This window comes from Streptomyces sp. NPDC042336 (assembly GCF_055581985.1).
In genome coordinates, this window is sequence record NZ_JBVJEA010000004.1 from 148,860 (window position 1) to 164,054 (window position 15,195).

Sequence of the window (15,195 nt, forward strand, 5' to 3'; positions counted from 1 at the left end):
TTCTTACTCCTCGTCCTCGAGCCAGCCCATGGTCCGCTCGACGGCCTTGAGCCAGCTCTTGTACTCACGGTCGCGGGTGTCCGCGTCCATGCGGGGGGTCCACTCGGCGGCCCGCCGCCAGTTGGCGCGCAGGTCGTCGGTGCTGTTCCAGAAGCCGACGGCGAGACCGGCGGCGTAGGCGGCGCCGAGGCAGGTGGTCTCGGCGACCATCGGGCGCACCACGGGCGCGTCCACGAAGTCGGCGAGGGTCTGCATCAGCAGGTTGTTCGAGGTCATGCCGCCGTCGACCTTGAGGGCGGTCAGCTCCACACCGGAGTCCTTCGTCATGGCGTCCGCGATCTCACGGGTCTGCCAGGCGGTGGCCTCCAGGACGGCACGCGCGAGGTGCGCCTTGGTGACGTAGCGGGTGAGGCCGGCGATCACACCGCGGGCGTCGGAGCGCCAGTACGGGGCGAACAGACCGGAGAAGGCCGGTACGAAGTAGGCGCCGCCGTTGTCCTCGACCTGCATCGCCAGGGTCTCGATCTCGGCGGCGGTGGAGATCAGGCCCATCTGGTCGCGCATCCACTGGACCAGCGAACCGGTGACGGCGATCGAGCCCTCCAGGGCGTAGACCGTGTCCTGGTCGCCGATCTTGTAGCCGACCGTGGTCAGCAGGCCCGAGTAGGAGTTGATGAGCTTGTCACCGGTGTTCATCACCATGAAGGTGCCGGTGCCGTACGTCGACTTGGTCTCGCCCTCGGAGAAACAGGTCTGGCCGAACAGGGCCGCCTGCTGGTCGCCGAGCGCGGAGGCGACCGGGATGCCGCCGAGCAGTTCGCCGAGGCGGCCGCCCGTGATCTCGCCGTACACCTCGGCGGAGGAGCGGATCTCCGGGAGCATCTGCATCGGCACGCCGATCGACTCGGCGATCTTCTCGTCCCACGCCATGGTGTGCAGGTTCATCAGCATGGTGCGGGAGGCGTTGGTGACGTCGGTGACGTGCTTGCCGCCGTTGACGCCGCCGGTGAGGTTCCAGATGACCCAGGTGTCCATGGTGCCGAAGAGCAGGTCGCCCGCCTCGGCGCGCTCGCGCAGTCCGTCGACGTTGTCGAGCAGCCAGCGGGCCTTGGGACCGGCGAAGTAGGACGCGAGGGGGAGGCCGGTCTCGCGGCGGAAGCGGTCCTGGCCGACGTTGCGGCCGAGTTCCCTGCACAGGGCGTCGGTGCGGGTGTCCTGCCAGACGATGGCGTTGTGGACGGGCTCACCGGTGTTCTTGTCCCAGACGAGGGTGGTCTCGCGCTGGTTGGTGATGCCGATGGCCTTGATGTCGTCGCGGGTGATGCCGGCCTTCTCGACGGCTCCGGCGACGACCTCCTGGACGTTGGTCCAGATCTCGGTCGCGTCGTGCTCGACCCAGCCCGGCTTCGGGAAGATCTGCTCGTGCTCCTTCTGGTCGACGGAGACGATGCGCCCGTCGCGGTCGAAGACGATGCAGCGCGAGGAGGTCGTGCCCTGGTCGATGGCGGCGATGAACGGCCCGTGGCCGTGCGAGGCGATTCCGGCGTTGTGGGCGTCGGTCACAGTGTGCTCCTGGGGTTCCGTGGTGGGTGGCCGGTGCGTACGGCGCGTGGTCTGCGGCTCGATGATCGCCGAGCGGGGGGCCGCTCAGGCGAACGCGACGTTGTAGACACCTCCGGCGATCGCACCGCCGATCAGCGGACCGACGACCGGGATCCAGGCGTAGGACCAGTCGGAGCCGCCCTTGTTGGGCAGGGGCAGCAGGGCGTGCACGATGCGCGGGCCGAGGTCGCGGACCGGGTTGATCGCGTATCCGGTCGGGCCGCCGAGCGACAGACCGATGGAGACCACCACGAACCCGGTGATCAGGGCGCCCAGGACGCCGAGGCCGTTGCCCTCGTCGTTCAGGCCCTGGGTGAGGATGGCGAGGAGCAGGACGAAGGTGCCGATGATCTCGGTGGCGAGGTTCTGGAGCGTGTTCCGGATCTCGGGGCCGGTGGAGAAGACGCCCAGCACGGGGCCGGCGCCCTTCTCCTGCGCCTCGACGGACTTGGCCGTCGGGTCCTGCGCGCCGGGACCGCCGACGATCTCGCGGTCGGTGAGGTGGGCCTGGAACTGGCCGTAGTAGGCGATCCAGACCAGGACCGCGCCGATCATGGCGCCGAGGAGCTGGCCGGCGAAGTAGGTCGGCGTGTTGCTCCAGTCGCCGTCCTTGATCGCGATGCCGACCGTCACGGCCGGGTTGAGGTGGGCTCCGGAGAGCGGACCCGATATGTACGCCGCAGTCATGACGGCGAAGCCCCACCCGAAGGCGATGGCGAGCCAGCCGGCGTTGCGTGCCTTGGAGGCCTTGAGTGTGACGGCGGCACACACGCCGCCGCCGAGCAGGATGAGCAGGGCGGTACCGATGGTCTCGCCGATGAAGATGTCGGAGCTGGACACCCGCGACTCCTTTGTCCTTCGTCCAGGGGAAGCCGAACCCCCGGGTCCCTCCGGGTGTTCCGGCGCCCTCGGTATGAGAGCGATGGCGGCCCTTGGCACTGTCACACTCTAACGCTTATTGCCGGTAGGTGTTCGACAATGCCGACCGATGGACGCGAGTCTCGTTCGGTGTCACGCGTGCGTCAAGAGCTGTGTTATCGAAAGCACGATCGTTATTGATCGTCAGGGACTATCGATCCGCGGCGACGCCGGTTCCGCGGAAACACGAAGGGCCGGAACACCCTCGGTGTCCCGGCCCGTGTCGATCCTGCCCTAGAACCGCCCGGCGCCCAGGTCCCGCGACACCGCGCGGGCGCAGTCCCGTACCGCCGCGACCAGCTCGGGCCGCAGCTCGCCCTCCCGGCACAGCCGTTCCACGGCCCCGGTGACGCCGACCGCGCCGACCGGCATGCGCCGGCGGTCGTGGATGGGGGCGGCGACGGAGGCGATGCCCTCCCAGGTCTCCTCGACGTCGGCGGCGTACCCGCGCGCGCGGGTGATGTCCAGGACGTGCTCGAAGCTGTCCGGCTCGCAGACGGTCCGGTCCGTGAACGCCTTGCGGTCGGCCTCCAGCGCCTCGCTGTGCGCGACCGGGTCGTACGCCGACAGCACCTTGCCCAGGGCCGTGGAGTGCAGCGGCTGCATGGCCCCGATCTCCAGGACCTGCCGGCTGTCGTCGGGCCGGAAGACGTGGTGCACGATCAGGACGCCCCGCTGGTGCAGGACCCCCAGGTGGACGCTCTCGCCGCTGGAGCGGGCCAGGTCGTCCGTCCACACCAGGGCGCGGGCGCGCAGCTCGTGCACGTCCAGGTAGGTCGTGCCCAGGCGCAGCAGCTCGGCGCCCAGCTGATAGCGCCCGGATGCGTCGTCCTGTTCGACGAAGCCCTCCTGTTGGAGGGTGCGCAGGATGCCGTGCGCGGTGCCTTTGGCCAGACCCAGCGACGAGGCGATGTCCGACAGGCCGAGCCGCCGCTCGCCGCCCGCGAGCAGGCGCAGCATCGCGGCCGCCCGCTCGAGCGACTGGATGTTCCGTGCCATCGACGTACTGCCTCCGTCCCCTTCGAGTGCCGACCTCGCCGTCGCTGACGTCGTTCGGCAATGCCGAACACTACCGGTCGATGTCGACCTCCCGCTAATGGTCGGCGGGCAACTGTTGCACTTCGGCCACCTCCCGGTGACCACGGAGGCCCGCACCGGGACCGCGCACCGGACCGCGCACCGCGCGGGCCACCGCGGTCGCGGTGACGTTCCGGGACGGGCGGCTCATCCGTTCGGCGGGTATTCGCCCCGCCATCCTCGTCCGTCTCGTGGACGCCCTGACCATCCGCCCCCGGTCCCGGCTACCCTGGCGACGTGCGTTGTCCCCGGGGGCGTCCACGACGGACGGCACCGGGCAGACGCAAAGCCGACAGCCGTCGCATCCTAGGGAGCCCCTTCATGGCCTCGTCGCCATCCACCCCGCCCGCCGACACCCGCACCCGCGTGTCCGCCCTCCGAGAGGCCCTCGCCACCCGCGTGGTGGTCGCCGACGGCGCCATGGGCACCATGCTCCAGGCACAGAACCCCACGCTGGACGACTTCCAGCAGCTGGAGGGGTGCAACGAGGTCCTGAACCTGACCCGGCCCGACATCGTCCGCTCCGTGCACGAGGAGTACTTCGCGGCCGGCGTCGACTGCGTCGAGACCAACACCTTCGGCGCCAACCACTCGGCCCTCGGTGAGTACGACATCCCCGAACGCGTCCACGAGCTGTCCGAGGCCGGCGCCCGCGTCGCCCGCGAGGTCGCCGACGACTTCGCCGCCCGGGACGGCCGCCAGCGCTGGGTGCTGGGCTCCATGGGCCCCGGCACCAAGCTCCCCACCCTCGGCCACGCCCCGTACACCGTCCTGCGCGACGCCTACCAGCGCAACGCCGAGGGACTGGTCGCCGGCGGCGCCGACGCGCTGCTTGTGGAGACCACGCAGGACCTGCTCCAGACCAAGGCCTCGGTGCTCGGCGCCCGGCGCGCCCTGGACGCCCTGGGCCTGGACCTGCCGGTCATCGTGTCCGTCACCGTCGAGACCACCGGCACCATGCTGCTCGGCTCGGAGATCGGCGCCGCGCTCACCGCGCTGGAGCCGCTCGGCATCGACATGATCGGCCTGAACTGCGCCACCGGACCGGCCGAGATGAGCGAGCACCTGCGCTACCTCGCCCGCCACTCCCGCATCCCGCTGACCTGCATGCCCAACGCCGGTCTGCCCGTCCTCGGCAAGGACGGCGCCCACTACCCGCTGACCGCCCCCGAGCTGGCCGACGCACACGAGACCTTCGTCCGCGAGTACGGCCTGTCCCTGGTCGGCGGCTGCTGCGGCACCACCCCCGAGCACCTGCGCCAGGTCGTCGAGCGGGTCCGGGACACCGCCCCCACCGCACGCGACCCGCGCCCCGAGCCCGGCGCCGCCTCGCTCTACCAGACCGTGCCCTTCCGCCAGGACACCTCCTACCTGGCCATCGGTGAGCGCACCAACGCCAACGGTTCGAAGAAGTTCCGCGAGGCCATGCTGGACGGCCGCTGGGACGACTGCGTCGAGATGGCCCGCGACCAGATCCGCGAGGGCGCGCACATGCTCGACCTGTGCGTCGACTACGTCGGCCGGGACGGCGTCGCCGACATGGAGGAGCTGGCCGGCCGGTTCGCCACCGCCTCCACGCTCCCCATCGTGCTGGACTCCACCGAGGTCGACGTCATCCAGGCCGGCCTGGAGAAGCTCGGCGGCCGTGCGGTGATCAACTCCGTCAACTATGAGGACGGCGCCGGCCCCGAGTCCCGCTTCGCACGCGTCACCAAGCTGGCCCGGGAGCACGGCGCCGCGCTGATCGCGCTGACCATCGACGAGGAGGGGCAGGCCCGCACCGCCGAGAAGAAGGTCGAGATCGCCGAACGGCTGATCGACGACCTCACCGGCAACTGGGGCATCCACGAGTCCGACATCCTCGTCGACTGCCTGACCTTCACCATCTGCACCGGTCAGGAGGAGTCCCGCAAGGACGGCCTGGCCACCATCGAGGGCATCCGGGAACTCAAGAGGCGTCACCCGGACGTACAGACCACGCTCGGCCTGTCGAACATCTCCTTCGGCCTCAACCCGGCCGCCCGCATCCTGCTCAACTCCGTCTTCCTCGACGAATGCGTCAAGGCGGGCCTGGACTCGGCGATCGTGCACGCGAGCAAGATCCTGCCGATCGCCCGCTTCGACGAGGAGCAGGTCACCACCGCCCTCGACCTGATCTACGACCGCCGCCGCGAGGGCTACGACCCGCTGCAGAAGCTGATGGCCCTCTTCGAGGGCGCCACCGCCAAGTCGCTGAGGGCCTCCAAGAGCGAGGAACTGGCCGCCCTCCCGCTGGAGGAGCGCCTCAAGCGCCGCATCATCGACGGCGAGAAGAACGGCCTGGAGCAGGACCTGGACGAGGCGCTCCAAGAGCGTCCGGCGCTCGACATCGTCAACGAGACCCTGCTCGACGGCATGAAGGTCGTCGGCGAACTGTTCGGCTCCGGCCAGATGCAGCTGCCGTTCGTGCTCCAGTCCGCCGAGGTCATGAAGACCGCGGTGGCCCACCTGGAACCGCACATGGAGAAGACCGACGACGACGGCAAGGGCACCATCGTGCTGGCCACCGTCCGCGGCGACGTCCACGACATCGGCAAGAACCTCGTCGACATCATCCTGTCCAACAACGGCTACACCGTCGTCAACCTCGGCATCAAGCAGCCGGTCTCCGCGATCCTGGAGGCGGCCGACGAGCACCGGGCCGACGTCATCGGCATGTCCGGCCTCCTGGTCAAGTCCACGGTGATCATGAAGGAGAACCTGGAGGAGCTCAACCAGCGGGGACTGGCCGCCGACTACCCCGTCATCCTCGGCGGCGCGGCCCTCACCCGGGCCTACGTCGAACAGGACCTCCACGAGATCTACGACGGCGAGGTCCGCTACGCCCGCGACGCCTTCGAGGGCCTGCGCCTGATGGACGCCCTGATCGGCATCAAGCGGGGAGTGCCCGGCGCCAAGCTGCCCGAGCTGAGGCAGCGCCGGGTGCGGGCCGCCACCGTGGAGATCGACGAGCGCCCCGAAGAGGGGCACGTCCGCTCCGACGTCGCCACCGACAACCCCGTCCCCGAGCCCCCCTTCCGCGGCACCCGCGTCGTCAAGGGCATCCAGCTCAAGGAGTACGCCTCCTGGCTCGACGAGGGCGCCCTCTTCAAGGGCCAGTGGGGCCTCAAGCAGGCCCGCACCGGCGAGGGACCCTCGTACGAGGAACTGGTCGAGTCCGAGGGCCGGCCGCGGCTGCGCGGCCTGCTCGACCGGCTCCAGAGGGAGAACCTGCTGGAGGCGGCCGTGGTCTACGGCTACTTCCCCTGCGTCTCCAAGGACGACGACCTGATCGTCCTCGACGACGACGGCAACGAACGCACCCGCTTCACCTTCCCCCGCCAGCGCCGCGGCCGGCGCCTGTGCCTGGCCGACTTCTTCCGCCCTGAGGAGTCCGGCGAGGTCGACGTGGTCGGCTTCCAGGTCGTCACCGTCGGCTCCCGCATCGGCGAGGAGACCGCCCGGATGTTCGAGGCCAACGCCTACCGCGACTACCTCGAACTGCACGGCCTGTCCGTACAGCTCGCCGAGGCCCTCGCCGAGTACTGGCACGCCCGCGTGCGCTCGGAACTCGGCTTCGCGGGGGAGGACCCGGCCGAGATGGAGGACATGTTCGCCCTGAAGTACCGGGGCGCCCGCTTCTCCCTCGGCTACGGCGCCTGCCCCGACCTGGAGGACCGCGCGAAGATCGCCGCGCTCCTCGAGCCGGAGCGCATCGGCGTCCACCTGTCCGAGGAGTTCCAGCTCCACCCCGAGCAGTCCACCGACGCCATCGTCATCCACCACCCCGAGGCGAAGTACTTCAACGCCCGCTAGGCGCTCCGTACCCGCCCCGTCGGCCACACCAGGCGTTCGCGTCCCGCACGACGTACACTGGTCGGTCCACCGCAGGCCGGCTCCTTTCGTGGGAGCCGGCCTGATCGTCCCTCAAGGAGGTACGTGGATGACCAGTACGGTCCCCGCGCTCGGAACCCGTACGGCCGAAGGCTCCGCCCTCCAGGCCGTGCTCCTCGACATGGACGGCACCCTGGTGGACACCGAGGGCTTCTGGTGGGACGTCGAGACGGAGGTCTTCGCCTCCCTCGGCCACACCCTCGACGACTCCTGGCGCCACGTCGTGGTCGGCGGCCCCATGACCCGCAGCGCGGGCTTCCTGATCGAGGCCACCGGCGCCGACATCACCCTTGCCGAACTCAGCGTCCTGCTCAACGACGGCTTCGAGCAGCGCATCGGCCGTGACCTGCCGCTCATGCCCGGCGCCGCCCGGCTGCTCGCGGAGCTGTCCGCGCACGAGATCCCCACGGCCCTGGTCTCCGCCTCGCACCGGCGCATCATCGACCGCGTCCTGAAGTCGCTCGGCCCCCAGCACTTCGCCCTCACCGTCGCGGGCGACGAGGTGCCGCGCACCAAGCCCCACCCCGACCCGTACCTGGCGGCCGCGGCCGGACTCGGCGTGGACCCGGCCCGGTGCGCCGTCGTCGAGGACACCGCGACCGGTGTCGCCGCCGCGGAGTCCGCCGGCTGCCACGTCGTGGCAGTGCCCTCGGTCGCACCCATCACCCCGGCCGCCCGGCGCACGGTGGTCGCCTCCCTGGAAGAGGTCGACCTGGCATTTCTGCGCGGTCTGATGACACAAATGCGCTAGGCGTTCACCAAGCGTGGGACGGCGTCGGCGCGGCAATTCCGGGAAGGGCCGCCCGGCGCGACGCCGGGGGATGTTCACGGTCCATTTCCGCCGCTTCGGATGGCCGAATTCCGGCAGGAGCGACCGAAGTCAGACTGTGATGTTCGCCACGCTGTCAAGGGTCGACAGGGGTGCGGACGTGTGCTGCTTCCGGCCTGGCGAACGTTGTCGAGGGGCCCTTGTGTCCTGATTGGTGAAAGCCTGCACGAATCCTTCCCCTGTCGGGTTTTCGGTGTGTCCACACCCGGTTTCGCTCCGTGATGAGCCCTCAACTCCGGTGGCTGCGAGCGCCCGTGCGGGCGCGGACTAATCTCGTCGCGAGAACATCGGCCACTACCCCCGTGATCCGCCGCGACACCCCTGCATGCCGGATACACGGACCGACAGCTCTGGAGAAACTCGAGCATGAACCGCAAGACTTTGGTGCTGCCGGCCGTCGTCGGCCTGCTCGCGCCGGTGCTCGCCGCCTGCGGCGGATCGGACAGCGGCAGCGGCGACGGGGACGCGATCGCCGTCGGCACCACGGACGGGTTCAACGTCTCGAAAGAGATCACCGCGCCCTTCGACCCGGCGTACGCCTACGACGTCGGCGCCTGGAACATCATGCGCCAGACCTCGCAGACGCTGATGGTGCTGCCCCGCGGTGACGGCGAACCCGTGCCCGAGGCCGCCCAGCAGTGCGGATTCACCGACACCGGCAACGAGCGCTACGCGTGCACCCTGCGAGACGGCCTGGAATTCGCCAACGGTGACCCCGTCACCGCCGAGGACGTGAAGTACTCCATCGAGCGTGTCCGGAAGATCAACGCCGACACGGAGGTGGCCTCCATCCTCTCCACGGTCGACACCGTCGAGACGAAGGGCGACCGCGAGGTCATCTTCCACCTCAACACCGCAGACGCCACCTTCCCGTTCAAGCTGTCGACACCGGTCGCCGGCATCGTCAACCCGAACGACTACGAGAAGGACAAGCTGCGCGACGGCTTCGAGCTGACCGGCTCGGGCCCGTACACGATGAAGGCCGAGGTCAAGGGCGACCAGATGACCAAGGCCGTGTTCACCAAGAACCCCACTTACAAGGGGAGTCTCAAGGTGAACAACGACAAGGTCGAACTCGTGTCCTTCGCCGACGCCGAAGCCATGGGCGACGCCATCGACAAGGGCGACATCGACGTGATGACCCGCGCGATGACACCGGAACAGATCCAGAGCCTGTCCAAGGCCACGGACGGCGACGTCGACCTGGTCGAGGTGGCCGGTCTCGAGATCCGCTACCTCGCCTTCAACACGGACGCCTCGACGGTCAAGGACAAGGCCGTCCGTACGGCGATGGCCCAGGTCATCAACCGCAGCGAACTCGTCTCGGCGGTCTACGGATCCCAGGCTGAACCGCTCTACTCGATGGTTCCGGCCGGCATCACCGGCCACTCCAACTCGTTCTTCAACAAGTACGGCGACCCCAGTGTCGCCAAGGCGAAGGCGTTGCTGGAGGACGCGGACATCACCACGCCGGTCAAGCTGACGCTGGACTACACGACGGACCACTACGGGGCCGCGACCAAGCCGGAGTTCGAGCACCTCCAGAAGCAGCTCAACGACAGCGGTCTGTTCGACGTCGACATCAAGGGCACGCCCTGGGAGAAATTCCACAAGGCGGAGCGGAACCGCGAGTACGACGTCTTCGGCATGGGCTGGTTCCCCGACTTCCCGGACGCGGACAGCTTCATCGCGCCGTTCCTCGACAAGAGCAACACCCTCAACATCCCGTACTCCAACCCGGAGATCATCAACAACCTGATCCCCGCCTCCCGCGGCGAGGCCGACCGGCTCTCCGCGGTGGACACCCTCACCGAGATCCAGGACATCACCGCCAAGGACGTCCCGCTGATCCCGCTCTGGCAGGGCAAGCAGTACGTCGCCACCCGCGACGACGTCACCGGCACGGCCTACCTTCTCAACTCCTCCTCCTCGCTCCAGCTCTGGGAGCTGGGCCGGGGCGTGAGCGGCTGACGCCGACCCCGGACGGCTGACGCCGGCACCGGACAAACGCGAAGGGCGCCTTCCTCCCGCTCGGAGGAAGGCGCCCTTCGCGTCGTGCACGGCACGTGCCGCGGGCAGCGAGCCGCCACGCGGGCAGCCGGCGGCTACTGAGCGCCGGGACGCACCAGACCGCTCTCGTAGGCGTACACCGCGGCCTGCACCCGGTCCCGCAGGCCCAGCTTGGTCAGCACATGCCCCACATGGGTCTTGACGGTGGTCTCGCTGACGAACAGGTCCGCGGCGATCTCCGCGTTGGACAGCCCGCGGGCCACCAGCTTCAGCACCTCGACCTCACGGTCCGTGAGCGTGTGCAGGGTGTCCGGCACCGGCTCGTCCCCGGAGGGCAGGTGCGTGGCGTACTTGTCGAGCAGGCGCCGGGTGATGCTCGGCGCGAGCATCGCCTCGCCGTTCGCCACCACGCGGATCGCCTGCACCAGCTCATTGGCCGGGGCGTCCTTGAGCAGGAAGCCGCTGGCCCCCGCCTTCAGCGCCTCGACCACGTACTCGTCGAGGTCGAAGGTGGTCAGCACCAGCACCTTCGCCGGGCCGTCCCGCTCGGGCCCGGTGATCTGCCGGGTCGCCTCCACTCCGTCCATCCGCGGCATGCGGATGTCCATCAGCACCACATCGGGCTGCAGCGCCCGCACCTGGTCGAGCGCCTGGAGGCCGTCTCCGGCCTCGCCGACGACCGCGAGGTCCTGCTCGGCCTCCAGAATCATCCGGAAGCCCGTGCGCAGCAGCGGCTGGTCGTCGACCAGTAGGACGCGGATGGCCACGTAAGTCTCCTTCTCGCTAGTCCGGCCCCATTCTGCCCTGCTCGACGGCGCCGGAGTCGGCCGCCCTCACCGGCAGCGGGTAGGGCGGGGGAGTGCCGCCGAACTCCGGACAGTGGGCCTGGTGGTCGCACCAGCCGCACAGCTTGGTGGGACGCGGCCGCCAGTCACCCGTCTCGGTCGCCAGCCGGATCGCCTCCCACAGCGCCAGCAGCTTGCGCTCGACCCGCTCCAGGTCGGCCAGGACCGGGTCGTACGTGAGCACGTCACCGCTGCCCAGATAGACCAGCTGGAGGCGCCGCGGGACGACCTTCTTCAGCCGCCACACCACCAGCGCGTAGAACTTCATCTGGAACAGCGCGCCTTCGGCGTACTGCGGCCGGGGCGCCTTGCCCGTCTTGTAGTCGACGATCCGCACCTCGCCGGTGGGCGCCACGTCGACCCGGTCGATGATGCCGCGCAGCCGCAGCCCCGAGTCCAGCTCGGCCTCGACGAACAGCTCCCGCTCGGCGGGCTCCAGCCGACTCGGGTCCTCCAGGGTGAACCAGCGCTCGACGAGCCGCTCCGCCTCGGTGAGCCACCGCGCCAGCCGCTCGCCCTGCGGATCGTCCGCGAACAGCTCACCGACCTCCGGCCTGCTCTCCCGCAGCCGGTCCCACTGGCCGGGGACCAGCGCCTTCGCCCTCGGCGGCGTGCGCTCGGCCGCCGGGGCGTCGAAGAGCCGCTCCAGCACCGCGTGCACCAGGGTGCCCCTGGTCGCCGCCTCGCTGGGCTTCTCCGGCAGCCGGTCGATGACCCGGAACCGGTACAGGAGCGGACACTGCATGAAGTCGCCGGCCCGGGAGGGCGAGAGCGAGGTGGGCGGTATCGACACGGGCGCGGGCGAGGGGGCCGCGGCCGTCGGGTCGGCCGCCGGCGCCGCAGCCGGGGTCGCCGACTCCACCGCCGCGTCCGCCCGGTCCACCCCTGTCGCCGCCGGGCGGGCAGGCCCGCCGGTGTCCTCCGCGACATCCTCGGTACTCGTCTCCATGTCCACAGACCTTACGGCCGGGCACTGACAGCGACCCAGCCCGCGGGCGTGACCTGTGCGACGGATGGGAAGCACAGGGGTGCCGGGGCGGAACGGGCGGCGACGGACGCATACCATCGACACGAGACCCTCTCGTCCGGCAGGGCGGGAGACGCTTCGAACGAGGGGACACCGTGGACGTGAGCGGCGGGAGCGGGCAGCCGCGGTCCGGCAACGACGAGTCGGCCGAGCCCCAGGCACATCCCAAGGCCCCGGCCGCCGACCCCGCCGACTCCGCAGCGGGGGAGCCCACCGGCCCGACGGCCACGGGGCCCCAGGCGCCCGGCCCCGGAGCACCGGAACCGGAAACGCCCGGTCCGCAGTCGCCGCCGCCCGCCACACCGGGCCCCGACGAGACCCCCGCCGCACGCGACGAGCCCGTCCGGGCCGCACCGGACACGCCGCCCGGGACACCGGACCCGGACACCGGCGCCGCCGGCGACACGGGCGCCCGGCCGAACCCGCCGTCGGACGGCGAGCACGCCTCGGGACCCGCCGAGCCCCCCGGACCCACCGAGCCCCCCGCACCGGCCGCGGGCCCCCGGCACGCCGCTCACCACACCGGCGCCGACGCCCCACGCCACCGCACCGAGGCCCACACCGACGGCCCGGGCCGACCCCCGCAGCGCCGACCGGAACCCGGGGGCGGGCTGCTGATGGGCCGGCCCTTCGGCGTGCCCGTGTACGTCGCCCCCAGCTGGTTCCTGGTCGCCATCCTGATCACCTGGGTGTTCGGCGGCCAGCTCGACCGCGTCCTGCCCGAGCTGGGCGCCGCCCGCTACCTCGTCTCCCTCTTCTTCGCCGTCGCCTTCTACGCCTCCGTCCTCGTCCACGAGCTCGCCCACACCGTCGCCGCCCTCCGCTTCAAGCTCCCCGTCCGCCGCATCCAGCTCCAGTTCTTCGGCGGCGTCTCCGAGATCGAGAAGGAAGCCGAGACCCCCGGCCGCGAATTCGTGCTGGCCTTCGTCGGCCCCCTGCTCTCCCTCGTCCTGTCCGGCGTCTTCTACGCCGCCCTGCTGCCCGTGGAGCCCGACAGCGTCGCCGGGGTGCTGCTGGCCGGCCTGATGGTCTCCAACCTCATCGTGGCCGTCTTCAACCTGCTGCCCGGCCTCCCCCTCGACGGCGGACGCATGCTCCGCGCCGTCGTCTGGAAGCTCACCGGCAAGCCCATGAGCGGAACGATCGCCGCCGCCTGGGTCGGCCGCGCCCTCGCCATCGCCGTACTGATCGGCCTGCCGCTGCTCACCCAGTCACTCGGCAGCGACGCCGCGGACGACGTCGGCATGGACACCGTCATGGACGCCCTGCTCGCCGCCATCCTCGCCGCGATCATCTGGACCGGCGCCGGGAACAGCCTCCGCATGGCCCGCCTGCGCGAACACCTCCCCGAGCTGCGCGCCCGCGCCCTCACCCGGCGTGCCGTCCCCGTCCAGGCCGACACCCCCCTCTCCGAGGCCCTGCGCCGCGCCAACGCCTCCGGGGCCCGCGCCCTGGTCGTCGTCGACGGCGAGGGCGCCCCCGCCTCCCTGGTCCGCGAGGCCGCCATCGTCGGCGTACCCGAGCACCGCCGCCCCTGGGTACCGGTCAGCACCCTCGCCCAGGACCTGACCGACGGCATGCGCGTCTCCGCCGAGCTGTCCGGCGAGGAACTCCTGGACGCCCTGCGCGCCAACCCGGCCACCGAGTACCTGGTCGTCGAGGAGACCGGCGAGATCTACGGCGTCCTGTCCGCGGCCGACGTCGAGCGCGCCTTCGTCAAGGCCATGGCCCGCCCCTCCTGACCACCGCACGCCCACGGCCGTGGTCGGCGGCCCCGCCCGGGACCGGTAGGCTGGTCACATGTCCGAACCGACCGGTGCCGCCCGCAGGCGCGGGCCCTTCAAGGTCGGGGACCAGGTACAGCTGACCGACCCCAAGGGCCGCCACTACACGTTCACGCTCGAGGCCGGGAAGAACTTCCACACCCACAAGGGTTCCTTCCCCCACGACGAACTGATCGGTGCTCCCGAGGGCAGCGTCGTCCGCACCACCGGGAACGTCGCCTACCTCGCGCTGCGCCCCCTGCTCCCCGACTACGTCCTGTCCATGCCCCGCGGGGCAGCCGTCGTCTACCCGAAGGACGCGGGGCAGATCCTCGCCTTCGCCGACATCTTCCCCGGCGCACGCGTCGTGGAGGCCGGCGTGGGCTCCGGCTCCCTCAGCAGCTTCCTGCTGCGCGCCATCGGCGACCAGGGCATGCTGCACTCCTACGAGCGCCGCGAGGACTTCGCCGAGATCGCCCAGCAGAACGTGCAGCGCTACTTCGGCGGCCCGCACCCCGCCTGGCAGCTCACCGTAGGCGACCTCCAGGACAACCTGTCCGACGCCGACGTCGACCGCGTCATCCTCGACATGCTCGCCCCGTGGGAATGCCTGGAGGCCGTCTCCAAGGCGCTCGTGCCCGGCGGCATCCTGTGCTGCTACGTCGCGACCACCACCCAGCTCGCCCGGACCGTCGAGTCCATCCGCGAGATCGGCTGCTTCAACGAGCCGACCTCCTGGGAGACGATGATCCGCAACTGGCACGTGGAGGGCCTCGCCGTCCGCCCCGACCACCGGATGATCGGCCACACCGGCTTCCTGCTCACCGCCCGCCGTCTCGCCGACGGCGTCGAGCCGCCCATGCGCCGCCGCCGCCCCGCCAAGGGCGCCTACGGCGAGGACTACGACGGCCCCAACGCCGGCGGAGGCTCCGGCCGCTGAGGCGGCCCGTGCCGCGTACAACGCACAGACGCGGGGGGGGGGGGGGCCGCGCCCACCCGCCCGCCCCCACCCCCCCCCGCCGGGGGGGTGGGGGCCCCCACCCCCGCGCAAACCCCACCACGGCGTCGACGCGTTGACGGCGGCCACCCGACGGGAGAACGCGGCCGCGCGGGAACCGTAACGAGTACCCACCCCGCCGTTCCCCCGCACTGTGACGTGTGGCACGATGCAGGCCACCCCCACCGGCACAGCCCTCACAGGAGACACTCCTC

At 70.8% G+C, this 15,195-nt stretch carries 10 protein-coding genes; 5 read left to right on the forward strand and 5 right to left on the reverse strand.

Features of this window, described 5'->3' with window-relative positions; all coding sequences use genetic code 11:
- Positions 1-3 precede the first annotated feature (3 nt).
- The 3 genes from glpK to ACZ6IM_RS11555 all read right to left on the reverse strand — a co-directional run bounded on the left by glpK (position 4) and on the right by ACZ6IM_RS11555 (position 3,519).
- Positions 4-1,563 (reverse strand): glycerol kinase GlpK, encoded by a 1,560-nt coding sequence (gene glpK / locus ACZ6IM_RS11545; RefSeq protein ID WP_052837726.1) that lies wholly within the window; start codon positions 1,561-1,563, stop codon positions 4-6.
- Between the two features lie 84 nt (positions 1,564-1,647).
- Complete coding sequence (locus ACZ6IM_RS11550) at positions 1,648-2,442, reverse strand: MIP/aquaporin family protein (RefSeq protein WP_052837727.1); 795 nt, start codon at positions 2,440-2,442, stop codon at positions 1,648-1,650.
- Between the two features lie 312 nt (positions 2,443-2,754).
- A complete protein-coding gene (locus ACZ6IM_RS11555) occupies positions 2,755-3,519 on the reverse strand; it encodes an IclR family transcriptional regulator (RefSeq protein ID WP_052837728.1) in 765 nt (254 codons plus the stop codon).
- Positions 3,520-3,918: 399 nt separating this feature from the next.
- Here ACZ6IM_RS11555 and metH point away from each other — a divergent pair, with 399 nt between their 5' ends.
- From metH to ACZ6IM_RS11570, 3 genes are all read left to right on the forward strand, one after another.
- A complete protein-coding gene (gene metH / locus ACZ6IM_RS11560) occupies positions 3,919-7,431 on the forward strand; it encodes a methionine synthase (protein WP_469556112.1) in 3,513 nt (1,170 codons plus the stop codon).
- A gap of 127 nt (positions 7,432-7,558) precedes the next feature.
- Positions 7,559-8,260, forward strand: coding sequence for an HAD family hydrolase (locus tag ACZ6IM_RS11565; RefSeq protein ID WP_052837730.1), 702 nt, complete (start codon positions 7,559-7,561; stop codon positions 8,258-8,260).
- 444 nt (positions 8,261-8,704) lie between these two features.
- Positions 8,705-10,309 carry an ABC transporter substrate-binding protein gene (locus ACZ6IM_RS11570; RefSeq protein ID WP_052837731.1) on the forward strand — a complete coding sequence of 535 codons (1,605 nt, stop codon included), beginning with the start codon at positions 8,705-8,707 and terminating at the stop codon, positions 10,307-10,309.
- Positions 10,310-10,443: 134 nt separating this feature from the next.
- Here ACZ6IM_RS11570 and ACZ6IM_RS11575 read toward each other — a convergent pair whose 3' ends face one another.
- On the reverse strand, positions 10,444-11,115 hold the full coding sequence (locus ACZ6IM_RS11575) for a response regulator (protein ID WP_003977171.1): 672 nt from the start codon (positions 11,113-11,115) through the stop codon (positions 10,444-10,446).
- 16 nt (positions 11,116-11,131) lie between these two features.
- Complete coding sequence (locus ACZ6IM_RS11580; RefSeq protein WP_052837732.1) at positions 11,132-12,142, reverse strand: RecB family exonuclease; 1,011 nt, start codon at positions 12,140-12,142, stop codon at positions 11,132-11,134.
- Positions 12,143-12,315: 173 nt separating this feature from the next.
- Between ACZ6IM_RS11580 and ACZ6IM_RS11585 the strand changes: the two genes are divergently transcribed.
- Positions 12,316-13,962, forward strand: coding sequence for a site-2 protease family protein (locus ACZ6IM_RS11585; RefSeq protein WP_052837733.1), 1,647 nt, complete (start codon positions 12,316-12,318; stop codon positions 13,960-13,962).
- 58 nt (positions 13,963-14,020) lie between these two features.
- Positions 14,021-14,923 (forward strand): tRNA (adenine-N1)-methyltransferase, encoded by a 903-nt coding sequence (locus ACZ6IM_RS11590; RefSeq protein ID WP_030190757.1) that lies wholly within the window; start codon positions 14,021-14,023, stop codon positions 14,921-14,923.
- Positions 14,924-15,195 lie beyond the last annotated feature (272 nt).

Excerpts from the sequence above, each read along its gene's own strand:
- ACZ6IM_RS11555 (WP_052837728.1), bottom strand. The coding sequence starts at position 3,519 with ATGGCACGGAACATCCAGTCGCTCGAGCGGGCGGCCGCGATGCTGCGC.
- metH (WP_469556112.1), top strand. The coding sequence starts at position 3,919 with ATGGCCTCGTCGCCATCCACCCCGCCCGCCGACACCCGCACCCGCGTG.
- ACZ6IM_RS11565 (WP_052837730.1), top strand. The coding sequence starts at position 7,559 with ATGACCAGTACGGTCCCCGCGCTCGGAACCCGTACGGCCGAAGGCTCC.
- ACZ6IM_RS11570 (WP_052837731.1), top strand. The coding sequence starts at position 8,705 with ATGAACCGCAAGACTTTGGTGCTGCCGGCCGTCGTCGGCCTGCTCGCG.
- ACZ6IM_RS11580 (WP_052837732.1), bottom strand. The coding sequence starts at position 12,142 with ATGGAGACGAGTACCGAGGATGTCGCGGAGGACACCGGCGGGCCTGCC.
- ACZ6IM_RS11590 (WP_030190757.1), top strand. The coding sequence starts at position 14,021 with ATGTCCGAACCGACCGGTGCCGCCCGCAGGCGCGGGCCCTTCAAGGTC.